Annotated in this window: 15 protein-coding genes; 11 read left to right on the top strand and 4 right to left on the bottom strand. The window is 64.7% G+C overall.

Annotated elements, in window-relative coordinates; all coding sequences use genetic code 11:
- Positions 1–36: 36 nt before the first annotated feature.
- Positions 37–1,251, bottom strand: coding sequence for a methionine adenosyltransferase (locus EPO61_11345; GenBank protein ID TAJ08030.1), 1,215 nt, complete (start codon positions 1,249–1,251; stop codon positions 37–39).
- A 276-nt stretch (positions 1,252–1,527) separates the two neighbouring features.
- Here EPO61_11345 and EPO61_11340 point away from each other — a divergent pair, with 276 nt between their 5' ends.
- The 4 genes from EPO61_11340 to EPO61_11325 all read left to right on the top strand — a co-directional run bounded on the left by EPO61_11340 (position 1,528) and on the right by EPO61_11325 (position 5,075).
- On the top strand, positions 1,528–2,931 hold the full coding sequence (locus EPO61_11340) for an MgtC/SapB family protein (protein ID TAJ08029.1): 1,404 nt from the start codon (positions 1,528–1,530) through the stop codon (positions 2,929–2,931).
- Between the two features lie 24 nt (positions 2,932–2,955).
- Positions 2,956–4,068, top strand: a complete 1,113-nt coding sequence (locus EPO61_11335; GenBank protein TAJ08028.1) for a hypothetical protein — start codon at positions 2,956–2,958, stop codon at positions 4,066–4,068.
- Positions 4,069–4,302: 234 nt separating this feature from the next.
- Complete coding sequence (locus EPO61_11330; protein ID TAJ08027.1) at positions 4,303–4,806, top strand: flagellar basal body-associated FliL family protein; 504 nt, start codon at positions 4,303–4,305, stop codon at positions 4,804–4,806.
- 20 nt (positions 4,807–4,826) lie between these two features.
- Positions 4,827–5,075 carry a hypothetical protein gene (locus EPO61_11325; GenBank protein TAJ08026.1) on the top strand — a complete coding sequence of 83 codons (249 nt, stop codon included), beginning with the start codon at positions 4,827–4,829 and terminating at the stop codon, positions 5,073–5,075.
- A gap of 246 nt (positions 5,076–5,321) precedes the next feature.
- On the opposite strand, the gene EPO61_11320 is transcribed toward EPO61_11325, so the two are convergent.
- Together EPO61_11320 and EPO61_11315 are read right to left on the bottom strand one after the other, a co-directional pair.
- Positions 5,322–5,810 carry an Appr-1-p processing protein gene (locus tag EPO61_11320; GenBank protein ID TAJ08025.1) on the bottom strand — a complete coding sequence of 163 codons (489 nt, stop codon included), beginning with the start codon at positions 5,808–5,810 and terminating at the stop codon, positions 5,322–5,324.
- A 62-nt stretch (positions 5,811–5,872) separates the two neighbouring features.
- Complete coding sequence (locus EPO61_11315; GenBank protein TAJ08024.1) at positions 5,873–7,252, bottom strand: pentapeptide repeat-containing protein; 1,380 nt, start codon at positions 7,250–7,252, stop codon at positions 5,873–5,875.
- Between the two features lie 314 nt (positions 7,253–7,566).
- On the opposite strand from EPO61_11315, the gene EPO61_11310 reads away from it, so the two are divergent.
- From EPO61_11310 to EPO61_11280, 7 genes are all read left to right on the top strand, one after another.
- Positions 7,567–9,255 carry a glutamine--tRNA ligase/YqeY domain fusion protein gene (locus EPO61_11310; GenBank protein ID TAJ08023.1) on the top strand — a complete coding sequence of 563 codons (1,689 nt, stop codon included), beginning with the start codon at positions 7,567–7,569 and terminating at the stop codon, positions 9,253–9,255.
- A gap of 291 nt (positions 9,256–9,546) precedes the next feature.
- On the top strand, positions 9,547–9,993 hold the full coding sequence (locus EPO61_11305) for a cobalamin B12-binding domain-containing protein (GenBank protein ID TAJ08022.1): 447 nt from the start codon (positions 9,547–9,549) through the stop codon (positions 9,991–9,993).
- Positions 9,990–10,985, top strand: coding sequence for a methylmalonyl Co-A mutase-associated GTPase MeaB (gene meaB, locus EPO61_11300; protein ID TAJ08021.1), 996 nt, complete (start codon positions 9,990–9,992; stop codon positions 10,983–10,985). Before EPO61_11305 ends, meaB begins: the two co-directional genes overlap by 4 nt.
- The gene (locus EPO61_11295) at positions 10,982–12,664 is read left to right on the top strand and encodes a methylmalonyl-CoA mutase (GenBank protein ID TAJ08020.1); all 1,683 of its coding nucleotides are present in this window, start codon (positions 10,982–10,984) and stop codon (positions 12,662–12,664) included. Before meaB ends, EPO61_11295 begins: the two co-directional genes overlap by 4 nt.
- Before the next feature lie 45 nt (positions 12,665–12,709).
- Entirely contained in the window at positions 12,710–13,489 is a 780-nt protein-coding gene (locus EPO61_11290) for a methylmalonyl-CoA decarboxylase (GenBank protein TAJ08019.1), read from the top strand.
- A gap of 62 nt (positions 13,490–13,551) precedes the next feature.
- Positions 13,552–16,329, top strand: coding sequence for a cation-transporting P-type ATPase (locus EPO61_11285; protein TAJ08018.1), 2,778 nt, complete (start codon positions 13,552–13,554; stop codon positions 16,327–16,329).
- A 46-nt stretch (positions 16,330–16,375) separates the two neighbouring features.
- On the top strand, positions 16,376–17,254 hold the full coding sequence (locus EPO61_11280) for a universal stress protein (GenBank protein ID TAJ08017.1): 879 nt from the start codon (positions 16,376–16,378) through the stop codon (positions 17,252–17,254).
- 37 nt (positions 17,255–17,291) lie between these two features.
- Here EPO61_11280 and amrS read toward each other — a convergent pair whose 3' ends face one another.
- A complete protein-coding gene (gene amrS, locus EPO61_11275; protein ID TAJ08016.1) occupies positions 17,292–18,386 on the bottom strand; it encodes an AmmeMemoRadiSam system radical SAM enzyme in 1,095 nt (364 codons plus the stop codon).
- Positions 18,387–18,414: the final 28 nt, after the last annotated feature.

Here is an 18,414-nt window from a genome sequence, read left to right as displayed (position 1 = left end):
CTCAAAATTCAACATGAAGAATTCAAAACTTCTGCGTCAGCACACCGGAAATTTCCCCTCGGCCAGCGCCTGACAAAAGGGCTCCAGGTTGTCGAGCCCCTCCTGGATAATCCTCCGAATCGCCGGCTGCACCCGCCGGAGAGACGTGCCCGCGACCGGACTCACCTGTGCCACCACCAGGGAGGGGCGATCGATCCGGTGCCCGATCGTACTGCCCAGCCACAGGGTCACCTCTCGCAAGCCCGGTACCTGCTGATAGATCCGCATGGCGAGTTCATGCGTCAAGACGCTGTAGATCTTCCCCACATGGCTGACGGGGTTCTTGCCGGCCGCCGCCTCCCCGCTCATCGGCCGATTGAGGGCGATCACGCCGCAGACGCGGTTGCCCCGGCCGACCTGGCCCGAGTCTCCCTGTTCGGCCGAGGTGCCGATCAGTGACAGGTACATCCCGTCGAGTCCGGCTCCCCGGCGGTCCAACGCGTTCACCGTCACCTGAATGTGAGGGCCTCCGGATGGGTGATGCCGCACGTGGGCTTGGATTGCACGCAGGATGCGGCCCTTCAGCCGGAAATACGCGGCTTCGGAGGAAATATACGCGGCAAGTAAGGGCATGGCTACGGTCAGTGTCATGGTCCGTCCCATGCGAAAGGCCATGACCTTGACGTCCTCGCCGGTTTCCGGAAACGCTCCCTTGAACAGGGGCCCGTTGAGGAAATGCTCCACCTCCAGGACCAGGCGCTCGGTCGGCGTGAGGGGTGCGTAGCCGACTGCGGCCGAGGTGTCGTTGGCGACAAGCGGGCCACGGCGCGGCTGGAAGATGGCGCCGAGCTCGGATGATCCGGGCCGCAGTTCCACCTGGAACCGTATGTGCCGTTCCGGGTCGACGTGGCGCAGGTTCTGTTTGAACCAGTCCCGGGCCGCCGCTGTGACGATCGTCGCCACGGGGATCGTCTTGCGTCCGACTCCGGGCGCGGCCCTGTCCCCGATGATCAGGCGCATCGGCTTCAGCACCCGACCGCCGCCCATCCGACAGTCCACTTGTCCCGCCGCCAACAGGCCCTTGTCGATGTTGTGGTGGAGAATCCGGCCGAACGACTTCATATAGGCTCGCGACAGCTCCACCGAGATCCGATCTGCCACCGCATCGCAGATCGTGTCCGGGTGTCCCTTCCCTTTCCGCTCCACAATTTCAACCGGCTGGTCCTGGGCCGGGATCGTGGGCGATTCCTGAATGACGATGCCATCGGTCATGAAACGCCCTTTCCAACGAAGACGCCGTGAGCCATCACCCGGAGTTGAATGCGGACAGCTAAAAGCCGGCCGCTTCTTTACATAAGCAAAGGCGTGGCCAAGTATCACCGAGTCCGATATCACGGGATCCTGCATGAATCTGGTGACTTGCATCACCTCACCCGGGCCGACTCATTGGGACATGCCTCCACTGAGGAGAATTGCTACAAAGTGCCGTGAACGTAAGAGACAAGATGCTACAAGCGCAGGCTTGTGGAACGCTAAGCCGATGATTGAATGTCGGAAAGCGGGGCGCGCCGGCCAGGACCTGATGGCACTGCTCTTGCTCGTATGCGATGGGACGGTTTGCGCGATGTATCGAACCATGAGATTTTTGCGATGGGAAGCGAACCAGCCATGTCCTTCGAGGAAATCTTCCTGAGCTTTCTGGTGGCTCTGGCGGCCGGGTCGTTGATCGGCCTGGAACGGGAGCAGTCCCGGGCGCTGGACAAGAAGCCCAGCATCATCGGCGGCGTCCGCACGTTTCCCCTGATCGCGCTCTCCGGCGCCCTCTCGGCCCTTCTCGCCCATGCGGTCGGCGTGTGGGTGATCCTGGGCGCGCTGCTGACGCTCGGATCGTTTTTGGCCATTTCCTATTACCAGGAATGGCATCAGGACGGGACGCCCGGGGTCACGACCCAGGTGGCGGCGCTTATCACCTTTCTCCTGGGAGTCCTGGCGCTTCTGCCGGGATTGCCGCTGGCCACCGGGCAGCGGTACCTGCTGATCGTGGCGAGCGCGGCGGTCGTCATGGCGGTGCTTTCCTTCAAGGCGCCGCTTCATCACGCAGTCGAGCGGGTGTCGGAAGACGACATCTACGCCACGGTCAAGTTCGTCATCCTGGCCTTGGTGGTCCTGCCGCTGCTCCCAAACCGTACATTCGGGCCCTTGCACGTGCTGAATCCGTTCGAGATCGGCACGATGAGCGTCTTGATCGCCGGGATCAGCTTCCTCGGCTATCTCGCCACGCGCATGATCGGGCCACAACAGGGCTTGGCCGTCACGGGGATTCTGGGCGGGCTGGTGTCCTCCACGGCCGTGACCGTGAGCCTGGCCCCGCGCGCGAAGGACTCGCCCGCGACCGTCCCGCTGGCTGCGGTGGCGATCCTCGCGGCGTCCGCCACCATGTTTGCCCGCATCCTGACGATCGTCGGCATCGTGGACATCGGCCTTGTGCCGACCTTGGTCTGGCCGCTCGGCATGATGACCCTGGTGGCCTACGGAACGGCGGCGGCCTTGTATCTCCGCTCGCGCCACGCATTGCCACGCGCGGAGCCGGTGTCTCATCGCAACCCCTTCGAACTGCGTGCCGCGCTCCAATTCGGTCTGTTCTACGCCACGGTGATTTTTCTGTCCAAAGGCGCACAGGCGTGGCTGGGCGAGGGAGGCCTGTACCTGGCGGGGATCTTGGCCGGCCTGACCGAGGTGGATGCCATCAGTCTTTCGATGGCCCGGTTTCATCTGGACGGGCTGGTCGCCCATGTTGCTGCAACCGCCATCACACTGGCGGCGGTCACCAACACGGTGGTCAAAGCGGGTCTGGCCTGGTGGTTGGGAGGGCGGGAGCTGGCCGCGCCGGTGGCGTTGGGGCTGGGCATCACGCTCGGCGCGGGCGGCGCGGCGTTGATGCTTATTCGCTGAGCGTCCGACCGGGGGCACCGTGTGATGTTTTCACAGATCACTGTTGACAAGGGTATCTGTTACGCCCTCTTCGCCTACGACGTCGCCTGGGCGATCGACCTGGATGAAGCCGGCCGGCACATCACGGAAAGCAAGGAACGCTCGACCCTCCGGCAGAAACGACGCGCCCCGCAGTCGTTCAAATTCTATCCTCCCCCTCTGCGCGTGATCCAGGACGCGGATCCGTTGGTGATCGGGAATTATCGCAGCCTCGCCGCCGTCGATGTCGTCATCTACGATTTCGGCGCCGTCTCCGTGACGTACACGATTCCCGTCGACGGGCCGTTTGCGCAACTCCTGGCCTTCAGCCAGGAACTCTACGACAACCCCGCGCTGCAGGCGGACGCGCGGGGCCGCGTGGAGCGGCTGTTGGCCGCCATCATCGGGGCCGTGAAAAAGCCGGGGATTCTGGACGCGGTGGAAGACTATGTCATCTTCCAGATGACCGACTGGACGGCGGAGTCCGCGGGGAACCATCTGTGTCCGCGCCACGCGCAGGAAATCGCTCAGTTGCTGCGAGGCGAGCTCCTGCCCTTGTCCGACCAGGAGGTGGAGGAGTCCGTCTCCTGCCGCATTGCCTATGGGGTCAACGACCTGGCGATCATCGATTGGAACGCCGCGCTGGTGTTTGGGCGGGGGATGGAGGATGTGCGGGCGGTGCTGGAATTCGCCAACGTCGAGCTGCTGGAGGCGCGCTGCCTGGACCAGCAACTGAGCGAGGCGCTCGACCGCGACTCCGACTTCCTCGCCCTGCCGATGACCGGCCGGTTTCGCTGGCCCGGGTCCTTTGAAGCCGAAGTCCAGCGCATCGCGCGGTTTCAGATCGACAGCGCCGTGCTCTTCGAGCGGGTCACCAACGCGCTCAAACTGCTGGGAGACCAGTATCTTGCCCGAGTGTATCAGCTCGTGTCCCGCCGTTTTCACTTATCCGAATGGGAGGCGAGCATCATCAAGAAGTTGCAAGCCCTCGAAAGCATCTACCACAAGATGTCCGATCGTGCGACGATCCGCCGCATGGAAGTGTTGGAATGGATCATTATTGTCTTGATCGCGGTGTCGATCCTCCTGTCCCTGCTCCCCGGCCTGTCGGGCCACTGACCGCCGGAGCGAGGGCGGCCGCTCTCGCACAGCTTCGGCGCGACGCGCAAGGATTGTTCTGCCCGGTCCCATAGTGGGTCTTGCCCGGTCGAGGTGCGCGCGCGGGTCTGTCTGTTGCTGTCGGTTACTGTCCATCGTCGACGTGTCTCAATCCGATACGGTTCGTCCATCCCGGGGGAATTTGAGGTTTGGTGGGAAATATCCGATACCTGCACAGGAGAGAGGCGCTGGATCGTGAGAGAACAGTCTTCAGACGGACAAGAGGCCGACGAGAGCGATCTGCAATGGAGACGCCTGCTGGCGGTCGGAGTGGTGCTGGGCCTCTTCGCGGCGGGGATCGTCCTGGCGTACAACCTGTCGCCCGTGCCATTCTTGAAGGGCGGGTTCAGCCTGTCGACGTCATACAACAATTCCGTCAACCGGCCCACAGGCCCGTCGAACAACCTCTTCTACATGGAGCCATTGATCGTCAACTCGAGGGATATCGACGCCACGGATTTCGTGCGGCTAACCCTGACCCTGGAATTGGAGCGTCCTGATGTCGCCGATGATGTGCAGGCCCGCCTGGCGGCCATCGAAAACGTCGTCATCATCACGGCCGCAAGCCAGGACTCCAAGATACTGCGGAGCGTAGAGGGAAAGACCCGGCTCCGTGATGGTCTCACGAGGAAGATCAATGCCCTCTTGCCGAACGGCGGAGTGCGATCGGTCTATTTCGCCGACTTCATCATCCGCTAACTCGTCTGCGGCGCCGCCTCATGCCGTCGGCTTCTGCGTTGCAGGGGCCGGCGAAGTATGAAATGATGGGGCAGGAGATCCCGATGACCTGCCGCGTTGCTTGTTTCGTCCCCGTCGATGCCCGCCGGCTCGGCCCCGTGACCTGCGCCGACTGTGCAGCCGGCAGTCTCACCGTCTACTACACCTCCGAAGACAAGCAGACCCACCTCTGCCAGGCCTGTTTCGAATCTCGAACCGAGCAAGGCAGGGCGAAAGAAGCCTCCCGCTAGTGTTGCGTCCCAGAAGTTCTTGTCATAATCCGTTCGCCCTGAGCCTGTCGAAGGGCATGTGACTTCAGGCCATTCCGTTCATGGTTCGACGAGCCTGCCCTGAGGAAACCAACCGTCTCCTTCGAGAGCCCTTCGACAAAGCTCAGGACAGGCCTCAGGACAAACGGTTGGTTTCTCGAAGCCTGTGGTGAGCACCGTCGAACCGGGCTCACCACGAACGTATTTGGGGAACGCAACACTAGCCCGTTAGACGGCTTCTGCCGCGGCGACACCGGGCTTGTACTGCGAGTATACGAAGATTGGAATGGAGAGGTCGCCCAGGTGTTTGTCGATCAGCGGCTTCACCTCTTCCCAGCGTAATCCCCCGACCCCTGTGGCCAGTTTCGGCAGCGCCACGCTCTTGAACCCCTGCGCCTCGATTTCTTTCCGCAGGGCGCGCAGGCAGTGATTGACGTTCTCCAGCGTTGCTTTGCCCGGATGGACCCCGTGGCTGGCGGCCGATTCCTGCGTGAAAAGGTTCACGATCCGCACCCCGCCGGCCCCGCCCCAGCTCCAGAGTTCCCCCGGTTTGGGGTTGGCCTGCTGGTGGTAGTGCCGCAAATCTTTGTACATGGCCGGCCACCGGTCCCGTAAGGCCAGAGCCAGCCCGGTCGCAAAGTTATCGTTGGGCGCAACGCCGTGGGCGATGGCCTGAGCTTTGGTCAAGAGAATGTCCCCTGCAACGTCCTTGATCATCGGTTCCTCCTTCTTGATTGAAAATGGTGAGAATCGTCGGCCGCGCACGAACTCCGCGCGGGCTACGGCTGGGCCGGAACGGCCGACGGTCGCATGAGCTCCGCCGGGAGCTTCGTGTCCGCTCCGACGGAAGCCCGGTTGAGTTGCGCCTGAGTCAGGCCCGAGACTCCGGTGAGATCGGCTCCGCTCAGGACCGACCCCTCGAGGTTGGCCCCGCTCAGATCCGCCTCCTGGAGATTCGCGTGGCGCAGGTCGGCCTGCCGGAGATCGGCTCCACGCAGGTTGGCTTTGACCAGATTCGCCCCTTCCAGGACGGCTCCGGCCATAGTCGCCCGTTCGCAGTCGGCTCCGGCGAGATGAGCTTCCTCCAGCCGGGCGGCCCGCAAGTCGGCGGCTCCGAGCCTGGCCCCGAGCAGGACCGCTTGCGGCAAAGAGGCGCCGCGCAGATTGGCGCCGCGCAGATCCGCCTTGTACAAAATGGCCATCCCCAGATTCGCATCGCGGAGGTCGGCCTTGCCGAGGTCGGCCCCTTCCAGGTTGGCCCGGGCCAAGCCCGCTCCTTGCAGAGTCGCTTCGCGCAAGTTGGCATTCGAGAAATCGGCCTCGGACGAAATGGCTCCTTGCAAGTTGGCCTTGACGAGAATAGTGTCCCGGAAAATCGCCGCAAAGAGATCGGCCTTGTGGAGATTGGCCCCCTGCAGGCTGGCCCCGGCGACATTGGCATTCTTGAGGTTTGCGGACGAGAGATTGGCCCTGTCCAGGTGCGCTTTGCGGAGATCGGCCTCGATCAGCTCGGCCCCGGACAGATTGGCGTGCTGCAGGTTGGCTCCATAGAGGTGGGCGTCGCCCAGGCTGGTTTCCCGCAGATCGGCGTTCCGCAAATCCGCTCCGTACAAGTGCACCCCTTCCATGTAGGCGACGCGCAAATTGGCCCGCACCAGCGTGGCGCCGAACAGGGCCGTCTCCGCCAGCGCGGCCTCTTGAAGATTCGCCCCGTTCAAATTGGCCTTGCGAAGGTCGGCGCCGGTCAGGTCGGCCCCAAAGAGATCGGTTTTCTGAAGGTCGGCTCCGTAGAGGTCCGCTTCGCTCAGGGTGCCCTCGCGCAAGTCGGCTTCCCGCAGGTCCGCCCCGGAGAGGTCCGCCCGGTCCAGGTTCGCTTCCCGCAGGCGGACGCCCCGTAACCCGGCCTTGCAGAGGTTCGCGCGTTTTCCGTTCCGGTCCTGGATATCCTCAAGCCAATGGGCATGGGCATCGAGCACCTGCGCAAGCGCCTTCCGACTCGGGTGCTTGTCGCGGAATGGGCCTGAGCAGGCCGCCTCAAGGTCTGCCGGAGAAGGGACCGCCGCCGCGCCGGCCACTCCGGGGGACCATGGTAGGAGCAGGATCGTGACGAGCCCGACCGTGAGCATCGAGATCCGCCGATAGTTTGGTTTCACGCGCATCCTTTCGTCCCCTGAGGGCGATTGACAATGGATCTTGGACAAGCGTATCTGAGCGGTGCAAGAATCTCGCCATCGGTTCACGCCCTGCTTCGTTCGTCCAATGAAAATGAATTAGACAGCGCAAGAGCAATAACGGGGTCCGCCCGAATCGAAGATTCTCCGGAGAGCCTTCTTCGGAGTCGAGCATACGCGGCCGAGATCGGAGGAGCAAGACTCCAAGACTCTATGCGCAGGGCATTTCTCCTTCCCCCTCGTCTATGATAGAACTACCGGTCAGCGAGCTGCACGGTCAACAGGAAGAAGGATCCGTTTCCATGGCCAGTCCCGAGTCTTCCGCCGCAGGGAATTTTGTGCGCGAGATCGTCGCGCAGGATCAGCAAGCCGGCAAGCACGGCGGGCGCGTCGTGACCCGCTTTCCGCCCGAGCCGAACGGCTACCTGCACATCGGCCATGCCAAGTCCATCTGCCTGAATTTCGGCATCGCCCGGGAGTTCCAGGGCGTCTGCCATTTGCGGTTCGACGATACGAACCCGACCAGGGAAGAGGTGGAATATGTGGAGGCAATCCAGGCCGACGTGCGCTGGCTGGGGTTCGACTGGGGCGACAAGCTGTTCTACGCGTCGGACTACTTCGAGCGGCTGTACCAGTACGCCGTGCATCTGATCACACAGGGCCTGGCCTACGTGGACAGTTTGAGCGCCGATGAGATGCGCGCCCACCGGGGCACGTTGAAGGAGCCGGGGAAGGAGAGCCCCTACCGGAATCGTTCGGTGCAGGAGAACCTGGACCTCTTCGCGCGCATGAAGGCCGGCGAGTTTCCCGACGGGACCCATGTGTTGCGGGCCAAGATCGACATGGCTTCGCCCAACATCAATCTGCGGGACCCGGCCCTCTACCGCATCCGGCATGCGGCGCACCACCGGACCGGCGATCGGTGGTGCATCTACCCGAACTACGACTATGCCCATCCCCTCTCGGACGCCATCGAGGGGATCACCCATTCGATCTGCACGCTGGAATTCGAAGACCACCGGCCCCTCTACGATTGGGTGGTTGAGCAGACCGGCGCTCCCTGCCACCCGCAGCAGATCGAGTTCGCCCGGCTGAACCTGAGCCATACGGTCATGAGCAAGCGCAAGCTGTTGGAGCTGGTCGAGAAAAAGCTCGTGTCCGGCTGGGACGATCCTCGCCTGCCGACGCTCCAAGGCCTGCGACGACGCGGCTATACCCCGGAGGCAATCCGGGCCTTCTGCGAGCATATCGGGGTGGCGAAGCGGGACGGAGTGGTCGAGATGGCGCTGCTGGAACATTTCATCCGCGAGGACTTGAACCGCCGCGCGCCGCGCGTGATGGGCGTCCTGCGGCCGCTCAAGGTCGTCATCGACAACTATCCGGAGGGCCAGGTCGAGCAATTGGAGGCGGTGAACAACCCCGAAGATCCTGACGCGGGAACCAGAACCGTCCCCTTCTCGCGCGTGCTGTACATCGAACAGGAAGACTTCCGTGAAACGCCGCCGCCAAAATATTTCCGCCTCACGCCGGGCCGCGAAGTCCGGCTGCGGTACGGCTACATCATCAAGTGCGTCGAGGCGGTGAAAGACCAACGCAGCGGCGAGGTCGTCGAGGTCCATTGCACCTATGACCCGGAGACGCGGAGCGGCGGTCCCCAGGCCCAGCGCAAGGTGAAGAGCACGATCCACTGGGTCTCGGCCGCCCAGGCACAGGACGCCGAGGTCCGGCTGTACGAACATCTGCTCGCGCAGCCGACCGAGGGCGACGGCGACTTCACGACGCAGCTGAATCCTCATTCGTTGCAGGTCCTCGCCGGCTGCAAGGTCGAGCCGAGCCTGGCCGCGGCTCCGGCCGGCGCTCGCTTCCAGTTCGAGAGGCAGGGCTACTTCTGCGCGGATACCGATTCCTCCCCGAACAAGCTTATCTTCAACCGGACCGTGTCTCTCCGCGACTCCTGGGCCAAGATCGAAAAGGCTCAACAAGAACCCTGACCTGGGGAGTTTTGCCCCAGGAGGCCCTGAAGCTTTGGGGCAAAGCAGGCCGGCCTTGCCATCCCTCTCGCTCCCCGACTCCAGCGGCCTGATTCCCAAGGCCATTTCCCCCCATTTCCAAGCCAGCCTGCCCGATTGTCTTGGCACGAAACTTGAGATGCTTGTCGATGTTCGTGCTGTTCTGCCGATGACGACGATCGCACAGCGAGAGCGCAGCTGTTCCGAAAGGTCTCGGCAGCCAGACGGGTTGGCGTTCTCTTCTGACGGAAAACGAGGCGTGAAGAAATAGCGATGCCGGGTGCAGCGGGCGCAGAAGAACTGAATCGCAAGCGGGTGCCTGCCCGCATTCTGATCGGAAAAGCGGGGCTGGACGGCCACGACCGGGGAGCCAAGTACGTGGCGCATGTGCTCCGCGATGCAGGCTACGAAGTGATCTATACCGGTATCAGGCGCAGTCCGGAACAGATCGCCGACACGGCGATCCAGGAGGACGTCGCGGTGGTGGGCCTGTCGATCCTGTCCGGCGCGCACAAGGTCCTCTTCAAACGGGTGATCGACCTGCTGCACGAGCGAGGGGCCGGGGACATCCTCGTCGTGGCCGGCGGCACCATCCCGAGCTCTGACATTCCGTACCTGAAGGAGCTGGGGGTGGCCGCAGTGCTGACCTCCGGGGCTTCGTCCAAGTCCATCGTGGACACGCTGAACGCCTTGCTCCAGACGCGTCAGGGCGCCGCATGACCGGAGACGTCCGGCAGCTCATCCGGGAAGCCGGGTGCGAGACGGCCGGGCGCATCCGCGCCGCGGCCCGGCTCCTATCCCTGGCGGAGAACGAGCCGGAACGGATCCCGGAACTGTTCGCGGGGATGGCCGAGTGGCCGGAGCCCCGGATGGTCGTGGGGCTGACCGGCCAGCCCGGCTCCGGCAAGAGCGTGTTGACCGACCGCCTGATCGGCGGGTTCCGCACGCGCCATCCGGACCGTCGCGTCGGGGTGATCGCCGTGGACGCCTCGTCTCCCTATACGGGCGGCGCGCTTCTGGGCGACCGTGTGCGCATGATGCGGCACGCCACGGACCCGATGGTGTTCATTCGCTCGGCCGCGTCGCGCGGCCACGTCGGCGGCCTGATGCTCGGCGTCAGGGGCATGGTCCGTATCATGGGGCTGGCCGGGTGCGACGTCGTGCTGGTCGAGACGGTCGGCGTCGGGCAGAGCGAAGTGGAAGTGGCGGAGGTGGCCGATCTGGTGCTCGTCATCCTGGCGCCGGGTCAGGGGGACGGGATTCAGCTCCTCAAGTGCGGGTTGCTGGAAGCAGGCGACGTCTTCGTGGTCAACAAGGCCGATCGGGAAGGGGCCGATCGGCTGGCCGCCCAGTTGCTCGCCACCCTCCACTTGGCCGGCGACGGACGGCGGCACGGCCTCCCGACGGAGGTTCTGACGGTCAGCGCGCTCAAGGGGCGCGGGGTGGCCGAGTTGATCGATCTCCTCGAGACGCGGTGCGAGCAGGAGCACAACCGGTGGCGGGAACGGCGCAGCCTGGCCGTTGAAGCGGACGTCAGGCTCGCGGTGCTTGAAGAGGCCCGCCGCCAAGTCCTGTGCGCGCTCGGGCACGACGACGCGGCGTCCGAGCAGGTCCGCCGGGTCTTGCGCGGCGAGACGACCGTGGCCGGGCTTGTGGGCGGACTGCTGGACACCGTTGCGAGGGAACACGGAGCCGGGAGCGCGAAGTCATGACCAACCAGTCCTCTTCGGGCGCGAATGCCCTCGGGCGGGCCAGGGCGGAATGGGAAGCGGACGTCATCGCGAACGCGCTCCAGCGCTTCCCGGAGCGGCAGCCGACGTTCGTCACCGGCTCGGGCGAGGACGTCGAGCGCCTGTACGTGCCCGAGCCGGACCGGGAACAGGCTTACCTCGACCGCCTCGGCTTTCCCGGCCAGTATCCCTTCACGCGCGGCGTTCAGCCGACCATGTACCGCGGGCGGCTCTGGACCATCCGGCAATATGCCGGGTTCGCGACGGCGGAAGCCTCCAACCGGCGGTATCGCTACCTGCTGGAGCACGGCTCCACCGGCCTGTCCGTGGCGTTCGATCTTCCGACACAGATCGGCTACGACAGCGACGATCCGATCGCCGCCGGCGAGGTGGGCCGGGCCGGCGTGGCCGTGTCCACCGTGCAGGACATGGAGCGGCTCTTCGAGGGCATCCCGTTGGACAAGGTCTCCACCAGCATGACGATCAATGCGACGGCGGCGATCCTGCTGGCCATGTATCTGGTCGTGGCCGAGCGGCAGGGCGTCTCCCCCGTGGCGCTGAACGGCACCATCCAGAACGACATCCTCAAGGAGTACGTGGCCCGCGGGACCTACCGGTTTCCGCCCAAGCCGAGCCTGCGGCTCATCCGCGACACCTTCGCCTACTGCACCACGCACATGCCGAAGTGGAATACGATTTCGGTCAGCGGGTTTCACATCCGTGAAGCCGGCGCGACCGCCGCGCAGGAACTCGCCTTCACGCTGGCCGACGCGATCTGTTACGTGGAGATCGCGCTCAAGGCCGGCTTGGCCGTGGACAAGTTCGCGCCCCGACTCACCTTTTTCTTTGCGGCGCAGACGGATCTGTTCGAGGAGGTGGCCAAGTTTCGCGCCGCCCGCCGGCTGTACGCCCGCATCATGAAAGAGCGGTTCCACGCGCGGGACCCCAAAAGCCAGATGCTGCGGTTCCACACCCAGACCAGCGGAGTGGCGCTGACCGCGCAACAGCCGGAGAACAACGTGGTCCGCGTGGCGATCCAGGCGCTGGCGGCCGTGCTGGGCGGCACGCAGTCGCTCCATACGAATTCCAAAGACGAGGCCTTGGCCCTCCCGAGCGAGGAGGCCGTCCGCCTTGCCATCCGCACGCAGCAGATCCTGGCCTGCGAAATCGGCGTGACCGGCACGGTCGATCCCCTCGGGGGCAGCTATTTTCTCGAAGCCCTGACCGACAAGCTGGAGCGGGAGGCCGAGGTCCTTATCGAGGCCATCGACCAGCTGGGCGGCATGGTCGGCGCCATCGAGCAGGGGTACGTCCAGAGGCGGATCGAACAAGCCGCCTACGAGTACGGCCGCTCGATCGAGAGCGGCGAGCGGGTCATCGTGGGCGTCAACAAATTCCAGGAAGGCCAAGGCCCCGAGCCCGAGCTGTTCACCGTTCCCGAAAACACGGAGCGCGACCGGATCGGCGTGCTGGTCAGGACCAAGGCGGGGCGCGACCAGCGGACGGTGCAGAAGGCCCTGGCCGCCGTCGAGCGGGTGGCGCAAGGCGACGACAACCTCATGCCCGCCATTCTCGACGCGGTCCGCGCCTCCGCGAGCGTCGGTGAAATCTGCCGGTCGCTGCAGAACGTGTTCGGCGAGCATACCGAGCACTTCGGGTGAGACGGTGAAGGGGGCCGGAACAGGCCAGGGAGAGGAGCGTCAGCGATGCCATTCGTCGTAACCGGTGTACAGGACTCCATCGGAACCATCACGCTCAATCATCCGGAGAAACGGAACGCGCTCAGCGAAGCGCTGATCACGGACCTTATCGCCGCCTTGACCGAGTTCAGACGGCAGAACCTCCGTGTGATCGTGTTGCGCGCTCCGCAAGGCGTCAAGGTCTGGTCGGCGGGCCACGACGTCTCCGAGCTGCCGCTCGCGCACCGTGACCCGCTCGGCTGGGGCGATCCGCTCCGGCGGGTCATCAGGGAGTTGGAGGACTGTCCGGCGCCGGTCATCGCGATGATCGAGGGCGGGGTGTGGGGCGGGGCCTGCGAGATGGCCTTCGCCTGCGACCTGGTGGTGGCGGCGCAGGAGGCCACCTTTGCGCTGACGCCCGCCAAGCTGGGCGTGCCCTACAACCTGACGGGGCTGCTCACCTTCATGAACACGGTCAGCCTCCACATCGTGAAAGAGATGGCCTTCACGGCCCGGCCGATCACGGCCGACCGGGCGGAGCGACTGGGGATCATCAACCGCGCCGTCCCGCGCGACGAACTGGAACGCGTCACCTATGAGATGGCCGCGCATATCGCCCTGAACTCCCCGCTGAGCATCTCGGTCATGAAGGAAGAGCTCAACCTGTTGGCCAATGCCCGCGATCTGTCCCCGCTCACCTTCGAGCGTATCCAAGGACTCCGGCGCCTCGTCTACAGCAGTCACGATTACCAGGAAGGGATTCGCGCGTTTCTGGACAAGCGCCCCCCGCAGTTCAAAGGGGAATAGGAGCGATCTGTGTGGGCGACACGCGTGACCGTACGTTGACCCGATCATCGACTCCGTCACCGATGGATGTTGCACGCCTTGCTCCCGGCGATACGCTGAACGCGCTCGACACCACGTCGGACGGGCTGTCGCCGGCGGAGGCCCGCCTGCGGCTCCTTCGTGACGGACCGAACAGCCTTCAGGAGGTCAAAGGTCCGTCCCTCGTCTTGCGGTTTCTCCGGCAGTTCACGCATTTCCTTGCCCTCCTGCTCTGGGTTGCCGCCGGACTTTCCTTTCTGGCCGAGTTCTTCCAACCGGGACAAGGGATGGCCACGCTCGGCTGGGCGATTCTGGGCGTGATCCTGATCAACGCCTGCTTCTCCTTTATCCAGGAATACAAGGCGGAACGGGCTGTGCAAGCGCTCCGCCGTCTCCTCCCCGCCATGGCTTGGGTCCTGCGCTCGGGCCAGCCGCACGAGGTGCCTCGGCGAGAATTGGTGTCGGGCGATCTCCTGCTGCTGGAAGAGGGGGAGCAAGTGCCGGCCGATGCGCGGCTGATCGAGGCCATCGGTCTGCGCCTGGACAATTCCTCCTTAACCGGCGAGGCCAAGCCCAAGCGGCACCATGCGGAGGCCGTGACCGATGCCGATCGCAATCCGTTGGAGGCCGCCAACCTCGTGTTTGCCGGGACGACGATCTTGTCCGGCCGGGGGCGCGCCGTCGTCTATGCGACGGGGATCCGGACGGAGTTCGGCAAGATCGCGCAAATGACCACGATGGTCGAGTCCGGATTGAGCCCGCTCCAACGCGAGATCGTCCGGGTGACGCATGTGGTGGCCATCCTGTCCTCCGTCATGGGGCTGGCCTTCTTTGTCATCGGCTGGTTCATGGGCCTGGGCTTTTGGGTCAGCGCCGTCTTCGGGATCGGGATCATTGCGGCCAATGTGCCCGAAGGGCTCCTGCCGGCCGTGACCCTCGCGCTCGCGATGGGCAGTCAGCGGATGGCCAAGCGCAAGGCCTTGATCAAACAACTGACCTCCGTCGAAACCTTGGGCTGCACGACCGTGATCTGTACGGACAAGACCGGCACGCTCACGATGAACCGCATGGAGGTCGAGCGCCTGTATGTGAACGGCGGCGAGGTGGAGGTGCGCGACGGGCAATTCTTCCTGCAAGGCCGGGCCTGCCAGGTGTCCGAGCAGGAATCCCTGCGCCTCTTGTGTCTGGCCTCGGCCCTCTGCAATAACGCCCGGCTGGTCCGGCGCGGCGAGGGCTCCGGCTCCCTCACGACGATGCAGGGAGACCCCACCGAAGTGGCGCTCTTGACGTTTGCCCAACAGTACGGCCCGGCGGACCAGAACCACCATGCCCGCATGGGCGAGCTGCCGTTCGATGCGGACCGCAAGCGCATGAGCACGCTGCACTGGATGGAAGGCAAGTTGGTCGCCTTCGTGAAAGGCGCTCCGGAGGTGATCATAGCCCTGTGCAGCCGGACGTATCGGGACGGGGTGCTGGTCCCCTTCACGCAGGACATGCGCGAGGCGGCCCTCGCGCAAAGCCGGGCCTTCGCGCATCAGGCCTACCGGGTGCTGGCGGTGGCGACGCGGGAGATCGAACGGGGGATGGCGCCTCACCTCACTCCGGACACCGTCGAGCAGGACCTCATCTTCCTGGGGCTGGTCGCCATGATGGACCCGCCCCATCGGGAGGTGCCCGAGGCCGTAGCCCGCTGCCGCAAGGCCGGGGTGCGGGTCATCATGATTACCGGCGACCATCCGTTGACGGGCCTGGCCGTGGCCCGTCTCATCGGACTCGTGCCCGCCGAGTCCGACGCGGACCCGAACCGGCCAACGTCGGTCGTCGAAGGCGCGCAGGTGGATGCCATGAGCGACGACGAACTCAAACAACGTCTGGCCGCTCGCGACAGCGGGCGGACGGAGTCGGTGTTCGCCCGCATGGCCCCCCGGCACAAGATGCGGATCGTCTCGCTGCTCAAGGAGATGGGGGAAGTCGTGGCGGTGACGGGCGATGGCGTCAATGACGCCCCCGCCCTCAAAAAGGCGGACATCGGTATCGCCATGGGCGTCACCGGGACCGACGTGGCGAAAGAAACCGCCGACATGATTCTGCTGGATGACAACTTCGCCACGATCGTGAACGCGATCGAGGAAGGCCGGGCGGTCTATGCCAACATCCGCAAGTTCGTCACCTATGTGTTGGCCAGCAATGTCCCGGAAGTCGTCCCCTATCTGGGCTATGGGCTGTTTCAAATTCCGCTGGCGTTGACGATTCCCCAGGTGTTGGCGGTGGACTTGGGGACCGACATGGTCCCGGCCGTGGCGCTGGGCGCCGAGCCGCCGCACCCCGGCATCATGGAGAGTCCGCCAAGGCCGAGAACCGAACGATTGCTCAGCGTGCCCGTGCTGCTCCGAGTCTATGTGTTCCTTGGGTTGATCGAGGCGGGTATCGCCATGGCGGCCTTCTTCTGGCTTCTGCATGCCAACGGTTGGAAGTGGGGTGCGCCTCTCGCGTGGGCTGATCCGCTCTATCGTCAGGCGACGACCATTACCTTCGCCGCCATCGTGGTGGCGCAGGTGGCCAACGTCTTTGCCTGCCGGTCCGAACGAGCCTCGGTCTTCCGTTTGGGGTTCCTGACGAATCCGCTTCTCCTCTGGGGGATCGCCGCAGAATTGGCACTGCTCGCGCTGATCGTGTATACCCCCTTGGGGAACCGGGTGTTAGGCACCATGCCCTTGCCTTGGTGGGCCTGGCTCCCGCTGATCGCCGGAGCCATCGGGCTGTTGGCCGCGGAGGAACTGCGGAAACTGATGGTGCGACGCACGGTCGCCGGGGCTGGATGATTCGGAGAGAACCACGCAGGGCCGCCGAGGCCTGGAAAGGAACGTCATGATTCTCTGTGCCGTGGACGGCTCACGCCATACGCAGATGGCCCTGGACATGGTCCAGCACGCGCTCGCGAGGCCTGGTGAAACGGTGGGGCTCGTGCATGTTATCGATCTCAGCCGGTTCCGGCCGGTCAAAGGGATGACGCAGGCCGCCAAGCGTGCCCTGGAGAAAGCCCTGGGGGTAGCGGAGCGGAACGGTCGAGACCTTCTGGGTCAAGCGGAAGCGTTACTGACCCAAGAGGGACTTCAGGTGGAGACCAGTCTGGTCCGAGGCTATCCGGCGGAGGCCTTGACCAAGATCGCCGCGCGCCGCAAGACGGACCTGATCGTCCTGGGATCGCGAGGGCTGACCGACGTGCGGAGCTTCCTGCTCGGGAGCGTGTCGCGGCACGTCGTGATGGCGGCGCCCTGCCCTGTGTTGGTGGTGAAGAAACGAGTCCCTGCGTTCGAGCGGATCATCGTTGGCGTGGACGGATCCAAGCGGTCGCGATCCATCGTGAAGTGTCTGCTCGGCTTGCCGCTCCCCGACCTCGCGCGGATCACGGTCGTGTCGGCCGTGCCGCCCCTTCCTATCGAAGCAGGCGCCGGAGTGTCCGATGCGGAGCTGCTGGACCGCGTCCTCGCCCCGCTGGAGAAGGAGGCGGGCCTGGTCGCCGACGAAGCAGCCGCGCCGATCGAGCGAGCCGGATTCGAGGTGACGACGATGGTGCTGCACGGGAACCCGAGCCATGAAATCGTCAAGCTGGCCGAAGCCAAGCGGGCGGATCTGGTGGTGGTGGGGTCGCGGGGCCTGACCGGGGATAGTCGGTTCCTGCTGGGAAGCGTGTCCGACGGAGTGGTGCGTTATGCGCCCTGCGCCGTCTTGGTCGTCAGACGCTGAAAACGCGGAGGAGCGTCGCTGCGTGTGAGGTGCCCCGTTACTCGGCGAAGTGCTTGAGCATGACCGGCCGGCGGGTCGGCCCCCAGGCGCCGGGCTTGGCGTCGAAGAGGCCGGCGCACGCGGTTCCGCAGGCGCGGCAACGCCCGTCCTTCGTCAAGGTCCAAGCCGTGAGCCGATACCAGTCCCGCCCGATGAGGACCGTCCCGCACCGGTGACAGAGGGTGCTCCCGCCCGCTTCGTCATGCACGTTCCCCGTGTACACGTAACGCAGCCCGTTGCCCATGGCGATGCGGCGGGCACGGGTCAACGTGGCCGGCGGGGTGGACTGGGTATCCCGCATCTTCCAATCCGGGTGAAAGGCCGTGAAGTGCAGCGGCACGTCAGGCCCCAGCCGCTCGGCGACCCAGCAACTCAGTGCGTCGAGTTCCTGGTCCGAATCGTTCTCGCCCGGAATGAGCAGCGTGGTGATCTCGAACCAGACCTTGGTCTCATGCTTCAGATACAGAAGCGTATCCAGCACCGGTTGCAAGTGCGAATTCGTCACCTGGTGATAGAACCGTTCGGTGAAGGCCTTCAGGTCCACGTTGGCCGCGTCCATATATCGGTAGAACTCGGCCCGCGGCTCCTCGCACATGTACCCGGCGGTCACGGCCACTGATTGAATGCCCGCCTCGCGGCAGGCCTGGGCCACGTCGATCGCGTATTCGTGAAAGATGACCGGATCGTTGTAGGTGAAGGCCACGCTGCGGCAGCCGAGCTCCCTGGCGGCGCGGGCGATGGTTTCCGGCGAGGCCTCGTCGGCCAAGGTGTCCATTTCACGGGACTTGCTCATGTCCCAGTTTTGGCAGAACTTGCAGGCCAGGTTGCAGCCGGCCGTGCCGAAGGAGAGGACCGGGGTGCCGGGCAGAAAATGGTTCAGCGGCTTCTTCTCGATCGGGTCCACGCAGAAGCCGCTGGAGCGGCCGTAGGTGGTGAGGACGATCCGGTTATCCCGGCGCGCGCGGACGAAGCACATCCCCTCCTGCCCTTCCTGCAGTTTGCAGAACCGGGGACAGAGGTCGCACTGCACGCGCCCGTCGTCGAGCGAATGCCAGTATTTGGTGGGAACCTGGGTGGTGAACTGCGTCGCCATGGTTACTCTGGTCGAAGCGAATCATCCT

The organism is Nitrospirota bacterium (assembly GCA_004296885.1).
Lineage (GTDB): Bacteria > Nitrospirota > Nitrospiria > Nitrospirales > Nitrospiraceae > SYGV01.
The sequence above is the reverse complement of the archived record's forward strand: the minus strand, read 5'-3'. Positions and strand labels throughout refer to the sequence as shown.